Raw genomic sequence first — 21,351 nt, 5'->3', positions numbered from 1 at the left:
CTACGATATAGCGATTGTTGGAGCAGGGGCTAGTGGTCTTATGCTTGCTTCTTTTTTAAAGAATAAAAATGTTTGTTTAATTGAAGCAAATGATAAAATAGGTGCAAAGATAAAAGTAAGTGGTGGAGCGAAATGTAATATCACCAATGAAAAGGTAAGTTTTAATAATTATCTAGGAAATGAAGAATTTGTAAAAAATACTTTATCAAAATATTCAAATAAAGATTTATTAAATTTTTTAAATGAAAATGAAGTTTATCCCAAAGTAAATCCAAAAATAGTAAAGGGAACATACTTTTGTAATAGTTCAAAAGAGGTTATAAGTATGTTTGAAAAACTTACTAGTCATATAAAAAAACATATGAATACAAAAGTTTTAGATGTAGATTTTGATAAATATTATAAAATCAAAACCAATAAACAAGAGATCTTAACAAAAAAGCTTATTATTGCAAGTGGTGGCTTGTCTTACCAAACCTTAGGTGCAACTTCAATTGCATATGATATCGCTTCAAAATTTGGACATACAATTAATCCAACAAAACCTGCATTAGTTGGTTTTACTGTTCAAAAAGAACAATTTTGGTTTAAAAGCCTAAGTGGTATATCAACTATGGTTGAAGCAAAAATTCCTTATAAAGCAGAGATGAAAAGTTTTTATGGAAGTTTATTGTTTGCCCATAAAGGCTGTTCTGGACCTGTTATTTTAAACTCTTCTTTATATTGGCAAAAAGGTAAGATGAGTTTAGATTTTCTTCCAAATAAAAAAATAGAACCCCTTTTAAAAGGTAATAAAAAAATTAGTTCAGCAATTCCTCTTCCCAAAAGATTTATGGTAGAGTTTCTAAACTCAATACAACTTGAAGATAAAGCAGTTAGCTCTTTATCAAAAGAAGAAAGAGAAAAAATAAAACTTCTTAAGAATTATGAGTTTTCTCCAGCTGGAACCTTTGGATATACAAAAGCAGAGGTTACAAGTGGCGGAATTAATACTAATGAAGTAGATATTAACTCTTTCGAAAGTAAAAAACAAAAAGACTTATATTTTATTGGTGAGTGCTTAGATGCCACAGGTGAACTTGGTGGATACAATTTTCAACTTTATTTTTCACAAGCATATGTTTGTGCGAAGGAATTTAATTAAGTTAGTAAGATAATCTTACTAACTTAAAAGATGAATAAAGTGCATATGTTTTTGGTAGTGATCAACTATATCATTTCTAATACCATCTTTTGACCATCCCATGATATCGTAGTCTTGTCCACCTTCAATTAAGTGTACAACTGCACAATAATATAGTTCTTCTTCGGTTCTTTCTACATCTTCTTTTTCATCAACTGCAAAACTTGGTTTAACTCTAGGTACAACCTTAACTTTATAAATAAAGTTTTTGTTTTCTCCAAAGTTTCCTTCTTCTCCCAGAAATACAGTTAGAGATATCCCATCATCAGTTTCTTTTATAGAAACATCTAATTCATGTTTTTTTAACTCTTCTGCAACATCTGAAATAGCAGGATATGCAATTTTTTGAATAAACTTTTTGACATTGTTTTTAGATGGGAAGTCAATGATAGTACCTAATCTTGCATCCCAATTTGCTGTATTATTTGTAGTTGTGATTTGAGTTGGACTATATAATAAACTCTCTTTTTTTGCTATATCTACTCTTAAGGCTTTTACTAGACCATAACAAGCTATTAATAAAACAATAGAAAAGGGTAGTGCACTAGCAATAGTCATTGTTTGTAAGGCACTTAATCCCCCAACTAAAATTAAAATAGAAGCAATAACTCCTTCTCCTACAGCCCAATAAACTCTTTGCCATATTGGAGTGTTGTCATTTCCATTTGAACAAAGCATATCAATAACCATAGATCCAGAGTCAGATGATGTTACGAAGAATACAATTACCATAACTGTTGCTACAATTGAAGTTAGTCCACTAAAACTAAAGTGTTCTAAAAATGCAAATATTGCCACAGGTACATTATTTTTAACAACCTCTCCAAATTGTATAAATCCATCATCTAAAATTAAACTAATAGCAGAGTTACCAAAAAATGTCATCCACATTAATGTAAATGCTGTAGGAACTAGTAATACACCTAATGTAAACTCTCTAATTGTTCTACCTCTAGAAATTCTTGCAATGAAAAGACCAACAAATGGTGACCAAGATATCCACCATGCCCAATATAGAATAGTCCAACCACCTAACCAGTCTGTTTTTTGATAAGCAAAAAGATTAAAGGTACTTTTCAATAAGTTTGAAGCATAGTCTCCAACATTTTGAACATATGCTTGAAGTAAGAAAATTGTATTCCCTGCAACTAAAATAAAAAGTAAAAGTATTATTGCTAATGCCAGATTTATTTCGGATAGAATTTTGATCCCTTTATCTAGCCCTGTTGTTACTGAAAGTGTAGCAAGTGCAGTTATTGCAATAATTAAAATAACTTGAGAAGTAGGGCTTACTGGAATATCCCATAAATAGTTAAGTCCTGTATTTACTTGAAGAACACCATATCCTAAAGATGTAGCAACACCAAATAAAGTACCAATAACTGCAAAAATATCAACTGCATGACCAATTGGCCCATAAATTTTATCTCCAATTAAAGGATAAAGGGAAGACCTTAACGTTAAAGGTAAATTATGTCTATAACTAAAAAATGCAAGAATAATAGCAACAATGGCATAAATAGCCCAAGCGTGTAATCCCCAGTGAAAAAATGTAATCTTTAAAGCCTCTTTAGCAGATTCTATAGTACTTCCATCTCCAATAGGAGGATTTAAAAAGTGCATAACAGGTTCAGCTACACCAAAAAACATTAAACCAATTCCCATACCAGCTGAAAATAGCATAGCAAACCAAGAAAGGTAAGAATAATCAGCCGTTGAATGGTCTGGACCTAATTTAATATCTCCATATTTTGAAAGGGCTAAATAAAAAACAGTAATCAGAATTATTGCAACAGTTAATACATAAAACCAACTACCGTTTTGTACAATAACATTTTGTAAGTTTTTGAAAAAGTCATCAGCAACTTTTGGAAATATAGATGCAAATAATGCTAATAAAATAATTATCCCAGAAGAAGTGAAAAAAACTTGTTTGTTCAGTTTTGAACTCATCAGTTTCCTTTTAGTAGTTTTATTAGTATACAAATTGTATACAATTTCTATTTTACAATTTTTTTCTTAATCTTCAATTCAATTATGCTTTAAGGCTTGATTTATAGGAATAATTATTAATGTATAGTTCTAAAAAACCAGGTGTAGAACACCTAGTTTAATTTATATTTTTTCTGATTTTAAACCTTTGTATAAAGAGTAACACATTACAAGTAAGACTATCGTAAATGGTAATCCTGTCGTCACAGAACCAGCTTGAAGAGCTTTTAAAGCCTCTTTCCCTCCAACAAATAGTAATGACCCAGCAATTAAACCTTCAACTACTGCCCAAAAAATTCTTTGAGGAACTGGTGCATCGATTTTACCACCTGCTGTGATACTATCAATTACTAGTGAACCAGAATCTGATGAAGTGATAAAAAATACTAATATTAATACAATTGCTAAAAATGAAGTAATTGAAGAAAAAGGCATATTTTCAAGCATTTGGAACATTGCTAAAGATACATCAGTGATTCCATTTGCTAAAGCTCCAACATTGTTCATAGCTTGATCCATAGCTGAACCACCAAAGGCACTCATCCATAAAATTGTAATTAATGTTGGGATTAATAAAACAGCTAAAATAAACTCTCTTACTGTTCTTCCTTTTGAAACTCTGGCAATAAACATTCCTACAAATGGTGACCATGAAATCCACCATGACCAATAAAATACAGTCCATCCATGGAACCATGCTGTATCTTCTCTTCCTACCCAATTACTTAAAGGAATAATATTTGTTAAATAGTTACCCGCAGTTGAAAAGAACTCAGAAAAAATCCCAAGGGCTGCCCCAGCTAAGATAACAAAAAATAAAAGACATGCTGCAATAATCATATTTATATTACTTAATAGTTTTACACCACCATCAACACCTCTAATTACTGAAAAAGTTGCAATAGATGTTACAAAAATGATAATACCAACTTGGGTTGAAATTCCAGCATCAATTCCAAAAAGATAATGAAGTCCACCACTTGCTTGTTGTGCTCCAAGTCCAAGTGATGTAGCAAGACCAAAAATAGTTGCAAAAACTGCTAACATATCAATTATATGCCCAGTCCAACCCCAGATTTTATCTCCAAATATTGGGTAAAATGCAGATCTAATTGTAAGTGGAAGCTTCTTGTTATAAGTAAAAAAAGCCAAAGATAAACCAACTACACTATATATAGCCCAAGGGTGCAACCCCCAGTGATACATAGTTGCAGCCATTGCCATGTCTGCAGCTTCTGCTGTGTTTGCTTCAACTCCTAGTGGTGTTTTATACCAACCTGTATAATAAGCAATTGGTTCAGCAACACTCCAGAACATTAGACCAATACCCATACCTGCTGCAAATAGCATAGCAAACCATGACATTCTAGAAAACTCAGGTTTTGCGTCTTTCCCACCAAGTCTAATTTTTCCTACTGGAAGAAAAATCAAAACTAAACAAAATATAACAAAAATATTACCTGCTAACATAAAAAGCCAATCGAAATTATTGATTGACCACCATTTAGCTCCATCTAGAGCTTCTTTTGCTCCTGCTGGAAAAATAAGTGTTAAAATTACAAAAAGTAATATAACAACAGCACTTATGAAAAATACAGGGTTATGTAAGTCCATCCCCATAACTTCTACATTATCTTGACCAACTTCATAGTCAGTCTTATATGCTTTATTGGGCATAAAGTAATCCTTCTCTACAAAAATTTATTTTTATGAAATATTTTTACACTAAGAAAGTTTTTAAAATACGTAAAAAGTGTAAAAATATGACATAAACTGTGTAAATAAAATATCATAATTATGTTTAAAATAAACATAGATTCAAAATCAATAAGATAATTAATTGTTTACAAATGGTACAGTGGATACAATTCTTTCAATAATATTTGAGTAAATGAACTCCTTAAGGATAGATTTGAGAATTGCATTTATAGGCGACATAGTTGGTCGACCAGGAAGAAAAATTATAAAAGAGAACCTTTCAAAAATAAAAAATGAATATAATATAGACTTTGTAATAGCAAATGCTGAAAATGCTAGTCATGGCTTTGGATTAACTGTAAAAAATTCTAATGAACTTTTAAAATCTGGAATTGACGTAATTACAGGGGGTAATCACTCTTTTGATAAAAAACAAGAGATGTTTGCTTTATTAGAAACCTCTAATGTGTTAAGGCCTGATAATTATCCAGATGGTGTTCCAGGTTCTGGATTAAAAATTTTTGAGGTAAAAGATTCAGAAGAAAAAATAGAAAAACTAGCAGTATTAAATTTAATGGGTCAGTTTTCCATGCCAACGGTTGAAAACCCATTTAATTGGGCAAAGAAAAAAGTTGAAGAGTTAAATCAACAAGGAATTAAAAATATTTTTGTAGATTTTCACGGGGAAGCTACAAGTGAAAAAAGAATCATTTTTATGATGCTAAAGGGCAAAGTTAGTGGAATTTGTGGAACACACACCCATGTAGGGACTGATGACTTACAAGTTATTGATGGAACATCTTATTTAACAGATATTGGTTTGACAGGGTGTAGGGATAATATAATTGGGATGAATGATAAAATTCCAATTCAAAAGGCTACAACAGGAATTGGTGGTCATTTTGAAGTGCCAAATAATTGTAAAGCTATTTTTCAAATCATGGTTTTAGAAATACAAGATGGTAAAACCATTGAATCTTTTAAATTAAAAAAATATTGTGATAGAACTGAAATAATTAAAACTGAGGCAATTTTTGATTAAGATAAAAGATAGTTTTGATTTATTGAAGTTTCTAAAAAATCAAAATTTATTGGAAAACTCCCCTGAATTTTGGTGGCCAAATTGTAATGATTTTGAAATCACTATTGGTGCAATCTTAACACAAAATACAAAATGGGAAAATGTAGAAAAATCCTTAAAAAATTTAAAAAATTTAAATCTTTTGTCATTGGAAGCTTTAATCAAAATAGATATAGAAACATTAATAAAAGCAATAACTCCTAGTGGATTTAAAAATCAGAAATCTTATAGAATAAAATTGTTTGCAAAAAATATTCTTGAAGAGTTTGATAATTTTGAAAACTTTCAAAAGAATATTTCAAGAAGCTGGCTTTTAAATCAAAAAGGAATAGGTCAAGAAACTGCAGATGCAATTTTGTGTTATGGTTGTCATAAAGAGTTTATGGTTGTTGATAAATATACACAAAAGCTTTTATTATTATTTAATTATGAATTCAATTCTTATGAAGATTTATCATCATGGTGTGAATATGGAATTAATGAAAATTTAGATAGAATTTACAAACTTTATGGATATGAAATATCTCTTAACAAGCTATATTGTAGGTTTCATGGGAAGATTATTGAATATATGAAGCAGAATAAATCAAAGAGTTTCACAAGGGTTGAAGAATGATTATTATTCCACAAACTAAAGGTGGTGTTGGGAAGTCAACAGTTGCAATGCAAGTTATTGCACCTTATTTGTATAAAAAACATGGGAAAAAAGTAACATATATTGAGATTGATGATGAAAACAATGATAGTCAATCTTTTACAAGAACGCAAATTGTTAATAAAAGGATGTTAGGAACAAACAAACTAACAGAACTTGATGAACTTATCTTAATGGATGATAAACATGAAATTATTGTTGATGTTGGTGGAAACAAAACTTCAACATTAGTTTTAGAAGAGATTAAAAAAGTTGGTTCTTTTGGAAATGTAAAATGGATCATCCCTTTAGGTGATGGTGAACTTGATGGTAAAAATGCTATTGCTACAATGAAAAAAATCAAAAAAATTGAACAAAACATGGAAGACAATATTCTTTTTGCATTAAATAGAGCTATTTCTATGGATCAAGATTATATTGAAGAACAGTTTATTAATTTTTTTGGTCATAAGTATTTAGATAGTAATTCTGTAATTTGTGATTTTGTAAAAGATCCTAAATATTTTCCTGTTAAAAACGACAAGGTGATTACTATGAGTAGATATCTTGGTAGTACAGTTTGGGAAATGGCATACAACAATACAGATTTTGCAAAAAAAGCTATTCAGGCAAAAGAGTTAGGTGATATTGAAAGTGCAAGAAAATTTCTTTTCTTTAGAAGGATTCAAACTGAAGCAAAAGATTATGTTCTTGGAACATTGAACAAAATATTTTATGATTTAGATAATTGGCTTGAAATTAAAAAATGAGTGACATGACTTTTAAACAAGCTAAGGAGATAGTTGAAAGACTTGAATTAGCTGAACTTAGTTTACGAAACTCTTTTGATAATATTGATCATGCAAGAAGGTCTTTGGATGATTCACTTATTGCACAAAAAAAGATTCTAAATCAAGTTCCAGAAAAAGATAAAAAGATTTCAATTTTATTTTTAATCATCATGTTAAATGTTGGTTTTATTTTAGGTCTTTTTGTTGGAAAATATTTAGTGTAGGTTAAATATTTCATTTTGAAGTATTTTAGATTTTAGAAATTTATAAGTCTCTTTTAAATGAGACATTTTTTAGGAGTTATTTTTGGGAAAACAAGAAAAAATTGTATCTATGTTTAATGACATTGCTGGAACTTATGATGTTGCAAATAGAGTTCTTAGTATGGGAATTGACAAGTCATGGAGAAACAAAGCTTGTAATTTAGCCTATAAATTTTATGAAAAAGATTCACTTGAAAAAATTGTAGATGTGGCTTGTGGAACTGGTGATATGATTGAGTTTTGGAAAAAAATTGCAAAAAACAATGCAATTGAACTTAAAAGTATTGTTGGAGTTGATCCAAGTGTTGGTATGATGGATGTTGCTAGAGTTAAACTTCCCGAAGTACAGTTTATTGAAGCAGGAGCAGCACAAATGCCTCTTGATAGTGATAGTGCTGATATTATCTCTATTTCATATGGGATTAGAAATGTTGTTCAAAGACAAGAAGCTTTTGATGAATTTGCAAGGGTTCTTAAAAAAGATGGCTTAGTTGTAATCTCTGAATTTACAAAAAATGAGAAAAATTCACCACTTGATTATGTGACTGATTTTTATATGAATAAAATTTTACCAACTTTAGGTGGATTAATTTCAAGAAATAAAGAAGCATATACTTACTTACCAAATTCAATTGATGAATTTCTAACAACTGATAATTTATGTAAAGAGCTAAAGCAAGCTGGTCTTGAACCAATCCATACACAAGCTTTTTCTATGAATATCTCAACTTTAATAATAGCAAGAAAACTTTAGTTTTCTTGACTTTAATAGGTTTTTGATGAATTCACCAATTTCAGTTTCAACTTTAAACACCCAAATTAAATCTTTATTAGAAACAACTTTTATAAATGTCTATATTGAAGGTGAAATTTCTAATTTAACATATCATAATTCGGGGCATATTTATTTTTCAATAAAAGATGAAAACTCAACTATCTCTTGTGTAATGTTTAAAGGAAATGCAAAATATTTAAAGTTTCAATTAGAAGTTGGACTAAAAGTTGTGATAACTGGTAATATAACTGTTTACACCCCAAGGGGAAATTATCAACTTATGTGTAATAAAATTGAACCTTCAGGCCAAGGTGCCTTAGCCTTAGCATATGAGCAGTTAAAACAAAAACTTCAAGCAAAAGGTTATTTTGATACTTCTATAAAAAAGCAACTTCCTAGATATCCAAAAAAAATTGCACTTGTAACATCTCCTACAGGAGCTGCAATTGAAGATATGAAAAAAGTTGCAAGTAATAGGTGGCCTCTAACAAAATTTATTTTAGTACCGACTTTAGTTCAAGGTGAGGGCGCAAAAGTAGATATTGTTAAATCAATAAATTATGCAAAAACTTTAGATGTTGATCTCTTAGTAGTTGGACGTGGTGGAGGAAGTATAGAAGATTTATGGGCCTTTAATGAAGAGATTGTTGCTGATGCAATTTATAATTGTGAAAAACCTATTGTCTCAGCAGTTGGTCATGAGATAGATTTTTTGATATCTGATTTTGTTGCTGATGTTAGAGCTGCAACCCCATCAAATGCAATGGAAATAGTGCTACCAGATGCTAACGAACATAGAATCTATCTAGATAATTTGCAAAATGAATTTACAAATAGAATAAAAAACACCATAGAAAACAAACAAAACTTATTAGATAATCTATGTAGACTTTTTGAACAAAACTCTTTAAAAACTAGATTTAATCTAATTGAAAAAGAGATATCTTTTATGAAAAACTCTTTTAAAACAAATTTGACACAAATTTTTAATTCTTATCAAAATGAGATTAATTCATTAAAAAATAGTTATAAAACAAATGATCCTACAAAAAAAGATTTCAAAGGTTTTGTTCAAATATCTCAAAATAATGAGATAATAAACTTAGATAAAACAAAAGTAGGTGAAAAAATAACTTTACAAACACCTAATACAATCGCACTTTGTGAAATAAAAAAATTAAATAAACAATAATAATTTAAGTTTACACTCGATAGAATATCCCATTATACTCAAAGGTGTTTTATGAAAAAAGACTCAATTGCTGGTAAAATTATTATTAGAGTTTTACTTGTTGCACTTGTTGTTATTGTAATAGCTGGTGTAATCTCTTACTTCATTGTAAACTCAATGAAAGAAGATGTTGAAGTAAAAACTAAAGACCATTTTAAAGTTTTAATTCAAGAGCGAATTCAATCAAAAATGGATGTTGCAATTTCAAATGCTGTAACACTATCTCAAAACACAGATTTACTGTTAGCTTTAGAAACAAATGATAGAAGTATGTTAAAAGTTACTCTTACTTCTCTTACTAATGCTATGAAAGATGGAACCACTTTTAACAATATAAAAATTCATATACACGATAAAGATGTAAAATCTTTTTATAGAAGTTGGAAACCTGATAAACATGGAGATGATTTAAAATCTTTTAGGGATACTATTTTAGAAGTTAAAAAAACAAAAAAACCGCTTGCAGCAATAGAAGTTGGTCGAGCAGGACTAGTTTTAAGAGGATTAGCACCAATATTTGATATGGATGGAAAATATGCAGGTTCTGTTGAATTTATTCAAGGTTTTAATTCTGTAGTAAATGATTTTGCAAAAGATGATGAGTTTTTAATCGTTTTAATGGATGAAAAATTAAAAAGAGGCGATGCATTAAGCTCTCAAGACAAACTTGGAAAATACTATTTATCTCAAAAAACTTTTGACAAAAATTTTAGAGCATCTTTAGATAAATTGGATTTAAGAAAATTTGATAAAACAGGATTTATCTCTGATAAAAACTATTTTTACACAAGGTTCCCAATACAAGATTTTAAAGGTGAAAAATTAGGTTTTTATATTATTGCTGATCATATTGAACATGTTGATAATACATTCGATGAATCTGCTAAATTAGTTTATACGATGCTAGGAATGATGGTTGTTTTAACAATTTTATTGATTGCTACTATAATGTACTTCTTTAATAGAATTATTAGTGGTGGGTTAAATAAATTTAAGAAATCTTTTGCAGAATTTTTAGATTTTATTACTTTTAAAACTAATAGTTTTAATAAAACATCAGTTTATACAAATGATGAAGTTGCAGATATGTTAAAACTTCTAAATAAAACAGCAGATGAATTTGATAAAAAATTAAAAGATGATATGCGAGTTATTGGAGAGATTGTTCTTACAACTGATAAGGTTGAGCAAGGTATTTATAAGTGTAGAATTAATTCATCTTCAGATAATCCAATGATTGTAACTTTAAAAGATACTATTAATAAAATGCTTAATACCGTCGATAATAACATGATTGAACTTATTAGAACTGTTACAAACTATGCAAATGATGATTTTACTGATAAAGTTGAGATCAGTCCAAAACTAAAAGCTAAAATGTTAGAGGTTATGGAAAGTACAAATAAACTTGGACTTGCATTAAGTGAAGGTGCAAGAAGAAACCTAAATAATGGACAAACTTTAGAAAAAAATGCTGATACTATGAACAGCTCTATGAAAAATCTTGCAGCTAAGGCGAATGAACAAGCAGCATCTTTAGAAGAAACTGCTGCAGCTTTAGAAGAGATAACTTCAATTACAAGAAGCAATGCAGATAATGCTTCAAGAATGGCAAATCTTGGCGAAACTGTAAAACAATCTGTTGTTTCAGGTGAATCTTTAGCAAGTAAAACTGCTTTTTCAATGGATGAAATAAATGAAAAGGTTAGTTCTATTAATGAAGCAATTACTGTAATAGATCAAATTGCTTTCCAAACAAATATTTTATCTTTAAATGCAGCTGTAGAAGCAGCAACAGCAGGAGAAGCTGGAAAAGGCTTCGCAGTTGTAGCACAAGAGGTTAGAAATCTTGCAAGTAGAAGTGCCCAAGCAGCAAAAGAGATTAAAGATTTAGTTGAAGATGCAAATTTAAAAGCAAATGAGGGTAAAAATATTTCCGCTGAGATGATTCATGGTTATCAAGAGTTAAATACTCATATAAATGAAACCCTACAATTAATTGAAAATGTTAGTAGTGCTAGTAAAGAACAAATGACTGGAATTGAACAAATTAATGACACGGTTACTATGCTTGATAGAGTTACTCAGGAAAATGCAAATGAAGCTAATCAGGTTAGAACTATTGCAAATGATGTATCATCAATGGCAAAAGATCTAGTTGAAGATGCAATGAGTAAAAAGTTTAATTAGGGGATATTATGGCAATTGGACAAGAAATAGTATTAGATCAAAATGCTTTTTTGGTAAGTGAAACCGATGAAAAAGGTATAATAAGATTTGCAAATGATGATTTCTGTAAAGTCGCAGAATATACCCTAGAAGAATTAATGGGACAACCTCATTCTATGGTAAGACATCAAGATATGCCTAAAAAAGCCTTTAAATCACTATGGGATACAGTTCAAGCAGGTGAAGTTTGGACAGGCTATGTTAAAAATGCAACAAAATCTGGTGGCTTTTACTGGGTTTATGCAACTGTTTATCCTTTTGAAAGTTGTGATGGGTCAAAAGGGTATCTGTCCTGTAGAAGAAAACCATCAAAGAAAGAGATTGAAGAGATTGAAAAAGTATATAAAGAATGGAATAAAGATGAAGGGAGATAAATAAATGGAAACAAATAACACAAATCAAAGAGAAGATGAAATTATAAATTACGCAAATACTAGTGAGTTTATGACTTTTGAATTAGGTAAAATGAAGTATGCAATTGAATTACCTAAAATTAGAGAGATTTTAACTTATCCAAAAAACATTACAGTTTTACCAAACACTACAAAGTGGGTAAAAGGTTTAATAAACTTAAGAGGTGAAGTTGTACCAATTTTAGATATTAGAATTAAATTTCAAACTGGAGAAGCTATATATAATGATAGTACTGCTGTAATTGCTGTTATAACAGAAGATAATAGAATGATAGGTATTGTTGTTGATAAAGTTGATGATGTTCAAAGATTAGATACAACAAGCTTAGCTCCTGTTTCAGATATGGGTTCAGCTATACCATCTAAGTACCTAAAAGGTTTTGTTAGACTTGCAAATAATCAGATGTTGGTAGTTATGGATATAGAATCTGTAGTTCATAAAGATGAACTAAAGAATTAAAGTAATAAAATACATTATGCAAGAAAAAATTGAAAAATTAAAAAAATTAAAGCTTTTGTTTGTTGAAGATGAAGAGGATTTAATTGAGATCATAACTGATACATTAAATAAACTTGAAGCAAGTTTTCTAACAGCAAAAAACGGAGAAGAAGCTTTAGATGTCATAAAACAAAATTCTGACATCGATGTTGTAATAACAGATTTAAATATGCCAATAATGAGCGGCTTAGAGTTAATTGAAAAGTTAAATGAAGACAATTTTGATAAGCCTATTATTGTAATGTCTGCCCATACTGAAATTGATTATATAAATAAAGCAAAAGAGTTTGGTGTTGATAACTATTTATTAAAACCTTTTGATTTTATAAAGTTTATTGATCTAGTTACAACAATGGATAATAAATAAATATGGCTTCAGTTGATAAAAAGCTTTTAAAAAGATTAACTGTTCTTTACGTTGAAGATGATGATAGCGTAAGGGATGAGTTAACAAAACTTCTATCAAGCTTTTTTAATAAAATTTATACTGCTTGCGATGGTAAAGAGGGTTTATCTTTATATAGTGAAAAAAAAGATGAAATTGATATTATTATAGCTGATATAAATATGCCTAAATTAACAGGTATAGAGATGCTTGAAGAGATTAGAAAGCTCAATAAATCTATTCCTGTAATCTTCACAACTGCATATTCAGACACTAAATTTTTAGTTGATTCAATAAAATTAAAAGTTTTTGAATATATCATAAAACCAATAGATATTAGACTTTTGATGACAGTATTAGGTGAGCTTGCTACAATCCTTTACCATGAGTTTTTATTAAAACAACAAAACAAAGAGCTAAAAAAATATAAAGATATTATCTATAACAATAATATTGTAATAAGAACAAATAAAAATTTAAAAATCTCATTTGTTAATGATTTGTTTATTGAAATAACAGGTTTTGATAAAAAAGAGTTAATAGGAAAAGATTTACTTTATCTAAAACATAAAGATTTAGATGAAGAGGTTTATAAAAAATTATACAATAGTGTTTATAACAATAAACAATGGAATGGTATTTTAAAAAATATCACAAAAGATGGAAATTATTATATTGCAAACAGTTCAGTTATTACAACTTTGGATGATACTGGAGTTATGACTGGATGTTTAGTTATACAAAAAGATGAGACAAAAGAGGCTTTAAAACGTAGAGAAGTCCAAACATCTCTAATTAGAGATAAAAGTGAAATTTTTAAAAGAAGTAAAGAAACTGCAACTTCCCTTGAGCAAAAAATTAATATCTTAGAAGAAGAGATTAAGATATTAGAAACAAAAATACAGAGTGAACAAACCGAAAAAAATAAATATATTAGTACTTCTGATATCTATTCCAAAGAGAATAGAAAATTAAGATCAGAATTAGCACTATATAAAAAAGATTTAGATGAAACTAAAAATTTTCATAAAGATAAACAAAAATATGTAAAACAAATAAGTGATTTAAAAGTTGAAGTGAAAATATTATCAACTAAACTTGAAACAATAGAAGAAGAACATCAAAAATATCTAAAACAATTAAGACTTAATTATGATATTAAAATTGATGACTTAGAAAAAGAACTTAGAAGAACTACTGATAAATATGATGATTTAGAAAATGCCGAAGCAATATCTCAAAAATTGATTTACTGGAAAGAAAAAGCAAAAAGTGAAGCAAAGAGGGCTGAAAAACTTGAACGGGATATACTAACTCATGGAGATAAAACAATTCTTTCAAAACTATTTGGAAAGTAAAGACTTTCCAAATAACTTACTTAATAGTAATAGAAATAATCTGTTGATCATTTAATGGTTTATTACCTTGATATTGACTTGTAGTTGGAACATTTTCAATTTTTTTAACTATATCCATACCTTTTTTTACATATCCAAAAATTGTATGTCTACCATTTAACCAGTATGTTGCAACAGTTGTTATAAAAAACTGACTTCCATTTGTATTTGGTCCTGCGTTAGCCATTGCTAATATTCCAGGCTTATCAAATACTGCATTAGGAGCAAACTCATCTTTAAAAGCTTTTCCCCAAATAGATTCGCCACCCCTTCCTGTTCCTGTTGGATCTCCACCTTGAATCATGAAGTTTTTAATAACTCTATGGAAAATTAGTCCATCATAATATCCATTCTTAGCATGAGTTACAAAGTTTTCCACAGCCTTAGGTGCAATATCTGGCCTTAATTCAATTTCAATTTCGCCTTGATTCGTTTTTAACACAGCAATTGGATTAGCTGCTTCTAAAAGTAACACTAAGCTGAAAAAAAGAAATAAAATCTTTTTCATTTTTAACCTTTCTATATGATTTATTCAGAAGAATTAGTATATTATGTAAGGTGTTAAAGATTTATTAAAAATCTATTTTTAGATACCTTTAAAAAATATTTGATAAAATCGCAACATAATTTACAAAAGCAAACTATAATAAAGGACTTTTATGGAAATGCCAGCAATTCCACAACCAACGTTTTACATTTTTAAATGTGAACAAAGTGCTCCTCCGGGTATGCCAAAACCTTCATGTGTAACTGAAGAATCTAGGGATTTATTTAACCATTTAGCACAATCAATGATGCAAAAAGGTTTGATGGGACCAGTTCAACCAATCAGAACATCATGTTTAGGAAGATGCCAAATGGGACCTGTTATGTTAGTTGAGCCTGGACATCATATGTATTGTAAATTATCTAAGGAAAAAATAGATAAAATAGTGGAAGAACACATAATTGGGGGCAACCCTGTACAGGAGTATTTGATACCTGAACAATTCTGGGGAGAGCCTATTAATTTAGTGCAATAGAGGACGTTATTGATGACATTTGATATGCTTTATAGCAAAATTCATAGAGCAACTGTTACGGATGCAAATCTAAACTATGTTGGTTCGATTACTATAGATGAAGAGTTAATGAAATCTTCAAAATTAAGAGTTGGACAAAAAGTTGAAATTGTAAATGTAAACAATGGGGAAAGATTTGCTACTTACGTTATAAAAGGTAAAGCAGGTAGTAAAGATATGTGTCTAAATGGTGCTGCTGCAAGAAAAGTAGAAATTGGTGATAAGATTATTGTTATCTCATATGCTTCATATTCTGAAGAGGAGTTGGAAAATTATTTACCAACAGTTGTTATTGTTGATGAAAAGAATAATATAGAAACAATTACAAATGAATTAGTAGGAAGTGATCATGTTTGATGGAATAGACTTAAGTAAGATAGACCTAAATCAAGTTATGGGGCAAGTTCAAGAAATGGCTGATAAAGCCAAGGAAGATAATGCTCAAAAACTTTTCACGGCAAAAGCTGGTGGAGGAATGGTTGAAATCTCTATAAACGGAAATTCAGAAGTTGTTGATTTAAAAATTGATGACTCACTTTTAGATGATAAAGATTCTTTACAAATATTACTTATTTCTTGTATGAATGATGTAATTAAGCAGTCTGATGAGAACAAGAAAATGATGGCCATGAATATGATGGGTGGTTTTGGTTCTTTTGGACAAAAATAAATAATGGAAAAACTTTTAAAAAGCTTTGAAGATTATCTTCTTGATAATCTTCCTGTTTCAAAAACTTTTCATCCTTATTTTGAAGATGCTTTAGCAGATATGCTTAAAGCTGGTGGTAAAAGATTTAGGCCAATGCTTTTACTTTCTGTTTTAAAATCTAAAAAATCTTTGCTTATTCCTAATGCTATGCCAGTAGCTTTAGGAATAGAGATGTTACATACTTATTCTTTAGTTCATGATGATTTACCTGCAATGGATGATGCTGATTTAAGACGAGGTTTTGAAACTCTACATAAAAAATATGATGAAGTTACAGCTATTTTAGTTGGTGATGCACTTAATTCGGAAGCTTTTAATTTAGTAGCTTCTGCACCTTTGCACAATGATATAAAAGTTGAATTAATTAAATGTTTAGCAAGTAATGGCGGAATTGATGGGATGATTATTGGTCAAGCAATTGACTGCTATTTTGAAAATCAAAAATTAGAATTAGACCAATTAGAGTTTTTACATATTCATAAAACTGCTAAACTAATTGCCGCAAGTTTAAAAATGGGTGCTATAATTGCCCAGTACGATTTAACTACACAAGAAAAACTTTTTAATTTTGGAATAGATATAGGATTATTGTTTCAAATACAAGACGATATAATTGATGAAACACAGTCTTCTGAAGAAGCTGGAAAAACAACTCAAAATGATGAATCTAAAAATTCATTTGTAAATCTGCTTGGTCTTGATGGAGCAATTAAAGCAGCTGATGATTTAGCAAATAAGTGTGAAGAACAGTTAACTAGTTTAGATGAAGATTTAAAAAATTCATTATCTGAACTACTTTTAAAGTATATTTCAAGACATAAAAAGCAATAAAAAGCAATAAAAAGCAAAACTTTAGTCAAATTAACTCACATTACTTGACATTTAATCAAATTTTTTTTATAATTTGGCACTCTAAAAAAATGAGTGCTAAAATTTAATAAATATAATAATAAAAATCTATAGGAGAATAGAAATGGCTTTTAAACCACTAGGAAAAAGAGTTCTAGTTCAAAGAACTGAAGTAGAAGAAAAAACTGCAAGCGGGATTATTTTAGTTGATTCGGCAAAAGAAAAACCAAACACTGCAGTAGTAAAAGCAGTTGGTTCAGAAGTTACTGAATTAAAAGAGGGTGATACTATTATTTTTGAACAGTTCAGAGGAACTGAATTATCTTTACAAGGTGAAGATTATTTAGTATTAGATATTGATAATGTTATAGGAGTTATGTAATGGCAAAAGAGATTATTTTTAGTGATAGTGCAAGAAATAGATTATTTACTGGTGTTGAGAAGTTAGCAGATGCTGTTAAAGTTACAATGGGACCAAGAGGAAGAAATGTACTTTTACAAAAATCTTTTGGAGCTCCTGCTATCACAAAAGATGGTGTTTCTGTTGCAAGAGAGATTGAACTTGAAGATACTTTAGAAAACATGGGTGCACAACTTGTTAAAGAGGTTGCATCTAAAACTGCTGATGAAGCTGGTGATGGAACTACAACAGCTACTGTTTTAGCACAATCTGTTTTCAAAGAGGGTTTAAGAAATGTTACAGCTGGAGCTAATCCTATTACACTTAAAAGAGGTATGGATAAAGCTTGTGAGGCTATCTTAGCAAATTTAAAAGCATCATCAAAAGTTGTTGCTAATAAAACTGAAATAGAGCAGGTAGCTACAATTTCAGCAAACTCTGATAGTGCAATTGGTGCTATGATTGCTGAAGCTATGGATAAAGTTGGAAAAGATGGTGTTATCACTGTTGAAGAAGCAAAAGGTATCTCTGATGAGTTAGAAGTTGTTGAAGGTATGCAATTTGATAGAGGATATTTATCTCCATACTTTGTTACAAATTCTGAAAAAATGATTGCAGAATTAGAAAACCCATATGTATTATTATATGACAAAAAAATCTCTAATTTAAAAGAGATGTTACCAATTTTAGAATCTGTAAATCAATCACATAGACCACTTTTAATTATTGCAGAAGATGTTGATGGTGAAGCATTAGCGACTTTAGTTGTAAATAGATTAAGAGGTTCATTAAATATTGCAGCAGTTAAAGCTCCTGGATTTGGTGATAGAAGAAAAGCTATGTTAGAAGATATCGCAGTTTTAACTGGTGGTACAGTTATCTCAGAAGAGATGGGAATGAAATTAGAAACTTCAGGAATTGATGTTCTTGGAACTGCTTCTAAAATTGTAATTGATAAAGATAACACTACTATTGTTGATGGAAGTGGTTCAAATGAACAAGTTACAGGAAGAGTAAATCAAATTAGAGCAGAGATTGAAAATACAACTTCTGATTATGATAGAGAAAAATTACAAGAAAGACTTGCAAAACTTTCTGGTGGTGTTGCTGTTATTAAAGTTGGTGCTGCAACTGAAACTGAAATGAAAGAGAAAAAAGACAGAGTTGATGATGCTTTAAGTGCAACAAGAGCTGCTGTTGAAGAAGGTATTGTTATTGGTGGTGGAGCTGCTTTAATTAGAGCTGCTTCAAAGGTTTCTTTAGATTTAGATGGTGATGAAGCAATTGGTGCAGATATTGTATTAAGAGCTATTAAAGCACCAATGAAACAAATTGCAATTAATGCTGGATTTGATGCTGGTGTTGTTGTAAATGAAGTTGAAAAATCTGAAAATGAAAACTTTGGATTCAATGCTGCAAATGGTGAATATGTTGATATGTTCGAAGCAGGTATTGTTGACCCAGCAAAAGTAGAAAGAGTAGCAATGCAAAATGCAGTATCTGTTGCATCTTTACTTTTAACAACTGAAGCAACTGTTACAGATGTAAAAGAAGATAAACCAAGTGCTCCAGCTATGCCAGATATGGGTGGAATGGGCGGTATGCCTGGTATGGGAATGTAGTAAAAACTATATTCTTTTTTAAAGTCCCTTTTTTAAGGGGCTTTAATCCTTCCTTCAAATTATTTACTTAATTCAAGACTTTTTGCTGGAGAGAATGCACTAATAGGATATTTACCATTATTATCAAAATCTATTTTAAATAATTCACATTCTTTTGGATTTTTCACCTCAAATGAATCTCTACTTATTCCCATATTCTCCATCATTAGATTAAAATTTAAATCTCCCTTTGAAAGTAACTTGTCTTTTTTCTTTTTTCTTTTACAATATAATGAATAATCTAAAGTTTTAACCTTATCATATTCAGCAAAAACTTCAATACTTACTTCATTTTCTGAATTATCAAAGTATACTGCATCTGTATATATATATGGTCTAACTGTAGATTCAAAGCTACCATTACTTAAAGATTCATCTTCCTGATTATCTTTTTTAGTATTGAAATCTTCATAAATTCTAATTTCTTTTCTTACAAATTTTCCTTCAAAACTCATTTTCATTTTAAATGGACTTTGAGCTTTAGTAGTTCTCTTATTTAAAAATTCTGTAAAACTACGACTATCTGAAAGGAATTCTGAATTTTCTCTATCTAAGCTTAAATTGAACATATTATCCCAACCTCCAACAGCTAATGGAACTTGAGGTCCAACTACAATATGTAAATCAATTTTTCCTCCAGCCTCCATATCACAAGTAAATGTTGCATCTAAACTTGGATAAGCTCCAGCTTTAGAAGTATGTCCTGGAAAATAACTTCGATCTTCATATATTCTTATAAATCCAAAATGTCCAGATTGAAGGGGACATTTATATATATCCTTTGTTGTATTATTTACAAGAAAAGAGTCATTATTTTCTATTAACTTTTCACTCCATGATGTATAATAGATTTCTTTTTCTTCAAATAATTCTCTCATAGGTAAGGTAAGTCTCTCTCCCTTTGTATTTAAAGGGTATTTTTCATCATCTATACTAATACCTCTTGTGTTAAAGTCTTCTTTTTCTTTTTCATCATGAGTTATCACATCTTCTGCAATCAAATCAAAATAAAATTTACCACCATAGTCCCCTTCTGTAAATATATCCCCTTTAATTTGAGCTGTATAAGCATAAGAACAAACAACTTTAATTTCAAGAGGTTTATCTTCTTCTAAAATTTCAGGTGTTAAGATAAGGTTACTATATATTGTCTCGTTACATTCATTAGGTTCTTCTAATTTTACTATGTAGTGTCCAGCGTATAATGGCAAGCCTTCATTTTCTTCTTTACCATTTATTATATATGCATCAACTTCATGTTCTCCAGAGCTTTTAGGACCATAGTGTCTTTTAAATTTAAGTCTTCCTCTTACTAGTTTTTGACCGTTATTAGAAGTTATTAAAATATCTTTTTTGTACTCTTTTGAATAATAAGTAGTACTTTCCCCTCTTATAGCTATCATATGCGTATAAGGTTGTCCATTGGGAGAGTTCTCTACCCAAGATACTGATATATTAAAGGGCTTTGGTTCAGCATCACCTTTTATATAACCATATTCATATTTATATGTATTTTCAAAAAAGTTAGCACCTTCATCAAAATAATTTACAGATGGTGAGATTTCTTTTTTATATTCATTATTCAAATAAAGTTTAAGTTCTAAATCGTAAATACTTCGGAAGTATCCTTCCTCAATATCATACTTTAAAATCTTCTCAATCATTTCATTATCTAGTACAGCACCATTTTTTGATGCGAATGAAATTTTTATTTTATGTCCTATTACTTTTAATCCATCTTTCTTTATAGGTGATAAGTACTTCTTAACAAATAAAAAGGGATCAAATATATAAGCAGTACTATTAGAAGAATATCTAATGTCATTAGGATTTTTAGAGGAATAACTAATATTAGTAGGTAAATATTCCGGAGAATACTCAACCCATGGAGGAAGCACTGATGCATGTACGTTTATAAAAAGTAAAGATACTAATAAATAGACTAGCAATTTCATAATAAATTCCTTTATTAATTATACATCTAATTTTATTAAAGGCACTAGTTAAATGGATTCACAAACTTCCATATTTTTTTAAAACTATCAATATGAGATTACAAAATGTAATATTTTCTTTAACTTTCAATTTATTCAGTTAATA

The 21,351-nt window shown here is 29.5% G+C and carries 22 protein-coding genes; 18 read left to right on the top strand and 4 right to left on the bottom strand.

What is annotated here, in order from left to right:
* The first annotated feature begins 40 nt into the window (after positions 1 to 40).
* Positions 41 to 1,144, top strand: a complete 1,104-nt coding sequence (locus AC2TY9_RS00165) for a BaiN/RdsA family NAD(P)/FAD-dependent oxidoreductase (protein ID WP_489778622.1) — start codon at positions 41 to 43, stop codon at positions 1,142 to 1,144.
* A gap of 18 nt (positions 1,145 to 1,162) precedes the next feature.
* Here the strand turns inward: AC2TY9_RS00165 and AC2TY9_RS00160 are convergent, their stop codons facing one another.
* Positions 1,163 to 3,136: a BCCT family transporter gene (locus AC2TY9_RS00160; protein ID WP_489778621.1), complete on the bottom strand. Its 1,974-nt coding sequence runs from the start codon at positions 3,134 to 3,136 to the stop codon at positions 1,163 to 1,165.
* A 162-nt stretch (positions 3,137 to 3,298) separates the two neighbouring features.
* Complete coding sequence (locus tag AC2TY9_RS00155; protein ID WP_489778620.1) at positions 3,299 to 4,852, bottom strand: BCCT family transporter; 1,554 nt, start codon at positions 4,850 to 4,852, stop codon at positions 3,299 to 3,301.
* 235 nt (positions 4,853 to 5,087) lie between these two features.
* Between AC2TY9_RS00155 and AC2TY9_RS00150 the strand changes: the two genes are divergently transcribed.
* The 11 genes from AC2TY9_RS00150 to AC2TY9_RS00100 all read left to right on the top strand — a co-directional run bounded on the left by AC2TY9_RS00150 (position 5,088) and on the right by AC2TY9_RS00100 (position 14,532).
* Entirely contained in the window at positions 5,088 to 5,915 is an 828-nt protein-coding gene (locus tag AC2TY9_RS00150; RefSeq protein WP_489778618.1) for a TIGR00282 family metallophosphoesterase, read from the top strand.
* 1 nt (position 5,916) lies between these two features.
* Positions 5,917 to 6,570 carry a 3-methyladenine DNA glycosylase gene (locus AC2TY9_RS00145; protein ID WP_489780440.1) on the top strand — a complete coding sequence of 218 codons (654 nt, stop codon included), beginning with the start codon at positions 5,917 to 5,919 and terminating at the stop codon, positions 6,568 to 6,570.
* Positions 6,567 to 7,358, top strand: a complete 792-nt coding sequence (locus AC2TY9_RS00140; protein ID WP_489778616.1) for a hypothetical protein — start codon at positions 6,567 to 6,569, stop codon at positions 7,356 to 7,358. Before AC2TY9_RS00145 ends, AC2TY9_RS00140 begins: the two co-directional genes overlap by 4 nt.
* A 5-nt stretch (positions 7,359 to 7,363) precedes the next feature.
* Entirely contained in the window at positions 7,364 to 7,603 is a 240-nt protein-coding gene (locus tag AC2TY9_RS00135; protein WP_489778614.1) for a hypothetical protein, read from the top strand.
* Between the two features lie 82 nt (positions 7,604 to 7,685).
* Entirely contained in the window at positions 7,686 to 8,396 is a 711-nt protein-coding gene (ubiE, locus tag AC2TY9_RS00130; RefSeq protein ID WP_489778612.1) for a bifunctional demethylmenaquinone methyltransferase/2-methoxy-6-polyprenyl-1,4-benzoquinol methylase UbiE, read from the top strand.
* A 25-nt stretch (positions 8,397 to 8,421) separates the two neighbouring features.
* Positions 8,422 to 9,609: an exodeoxyribonuclease VII large subunit gene (gene xseA / locus AC2TY9_RS00125; RefSeq protein WP_489778610.1), complete on the top strand. Its 1,188-nt coding sequence runs from the start codon at positions 8,422 to 8,424 to the stop codon at positions 9,607 to 9,609.
* 51 nt (positions 9,610 to 9,660) lie between these two features.
* Positions 9,661 to 11,838, top strand: a complete 2,178-nt coding sequence (locus AC2TY9_RS00120; RefSeq protein ID WP_489778608.1) for a methyl-accepting chemotaxis protein — start codon at positions 9,661 to 9,663, stop codon at positions 11,836 to 11,838.
* A gap of 8 nt (positions 11,839 to 11,846) precedes the next feature.
* Positions 11,847 to 12,251, top strand: coding sequence for a PAS domain-containing protein (locus tag AC2TY9_RS00115; protein WP_489778607.1), 405 nt, complete (start codon positions 11,847 to 11,849; stop codon positions 12,249 to 12,251).
* A 4-nt stretch (positions 12,252 to 12,255) separates the two neighbouring features.
* A complete protein-coding gene (locus AC2TY9_RS00110; RefSeq protein ID WP_489778605.1) occupies positions 12,256 to 12,750 on the top strand; it encodes a chemotaxis protein CheW in 495 nt (164 codons plus the stop codon).
* Positions 12,751 to 12,766: 16 nt separating this feature from the next.
* Positions 12,767 to 13,156, top strand: coding sequence for a response regulator transcription factor (locus AC2TY9_RS00105; RefSeq protein ID WP_489778603.1), 390 nt, complete (start codon positions 12,767 to 12,769; stop codon positions 13,154 to 13,156).
* A gap of 2 nt (positions 13,157 to 13,158) precedes the next feature.
* Positions 13,159 to 14,532 carry a response regulator gene (locus AC2TY9_RS00100; RefSeq protein ID WP_489778601.1) on the top strand — a complete coding sequence of 458 codons (1,374 nt, stop codon included), beginning with the start codon at positions 13,159 to 13,161 and terminating at the stop codon, positions 14,530 to 14,532.
* Positions 14,533 to 14,548: 16 nt separating this feature from the next.
* On the opposite strand, the gene AC2TY9_RS00095 is transcribed toward AC2TY9_RS00100, so the two are convergent.
* Complete coding sequence (locus AC2TY9_RS00095; RefSeq protein WP_489778599.1) at positions 14,549 to 15,079, bottom strand: peptidylprolyl isomerase; 531 nt, start codon at positions 15,077 to 15,079, stop codon at positions 14,549 to 14,551.
* A gap of 151 nt (positions 15,080 to 15,230) precedes the next feature.
* Between AC2TY9_RS00095 and AC2TY9_RS00090 the strand changes: the two genes are divergently transcribed.
* From AC2TY9_RS00090 to groL, 6 genes are all read left to right on the top strand, one after another.
* Positions 15,231 to 15,593: a (2Fe-2S) ferredoxin domain-containing protein gene (locus AC2TY9_RS00090; RefSeq protein WP_489778597.1), complete on the top strand. Its 363-nt coding sequence runs from the start codon at positions 15,231 to 15,233 to the stop codon at positions 15,591 to 15,593.
* A 12-nt stretch (positions 15,594 to 15,605) separates the two neighbouring features.
* The gene (gene panD / locus AC2TY9_RS00085) at positions 15,606 to 15,989 is read left to right on the top strand and encodes an aspartate 1-decarboxylase (protein WP_489778595.1); all 384 of its coding nucleotides are present in this window, start codon (positions 15,606 to 15,608) and stop codon (positions 15,987 to 15,989) included.
* Positions 15,982 to 16,302 (top strand): YbaB/EbfC family nucleoid-associated protein, encoded by a 321-nt coding sequence (locus tag AC2TY9_RS00080; protein WP_489778593.1) that lies wholly within the window; start codon positions 15,982 to 15,984, stop codon positions 16,300 to 16,302. Before panD ends, AC2TY9_RS00080 begins: the two co-directional genes overlap by 8 nt.
* Before the next feature lie 3 nt (positions 16,303 to 16,305).
* Positions 16,306 to 17,172 (top strand): polyprenyl synthetase family protein, encoded by an 867-nt coding sequence (locus tag AC2TY9_RS00075; protein WP_489778592.1) that lies wholly within the window; start codon positions 16,306 to 16,308, stop codon positions 17,170 to 17,172.
* Positions 17,173 to 17,314: 142 nt separating this feature from the next.
* Complete coding sequence (gene groES, locus AC2TY9_RS00070) at positions 17,315 to 17,572, top strand: co-chaperone GroES (protein ID WP_489778591.1); 258 nt, start codon at positions 17,315 to 17,317, stop codon at positions 17,570 to 17,572.
* Positions 17,572 to 19,212, top strand: a complete 1,641-nt coding sequence (groL, locus tag AC2TY9_RS00065; protein WP_489778589.1) for a chaperonin GroEL — start codon at positions 17,572 to 17,574, stop codon at positions 19,210 to 19,212. Before groES ends, groL begins: the two co-directional genes overlap by 1 nt.
* 59 nt (positions 19,213 to 19,271) lie before the next feature.
* Here the strand turns inward: groL and AC2TY9_RS00060 are convergent, their stop codons facing one another.
* Positions 19,272 to 21,206: a hypothetical protein gene (locus AC2TY9_RS00060; RefSeq protein ID WP_489778588.1), complete on the bottom strand. Its 1,935-nt coding sequence runs from the start codon at positions 21,204 to 21,206 to the stop codon at positions 19,272 to 19,274.
* Between the last annotated feature and the right edge of the window lie 145 nt (positions 21,207 to 21,351).

It is taken from the genome of Arcobacter sp. ISO1, from assembly GCF_058105185.1.
The sequence above is the reverse complement of the archived record's forward strand: the minus strand, read 5'-3'. Positions and strand labels throughout refer to the sequence as shown.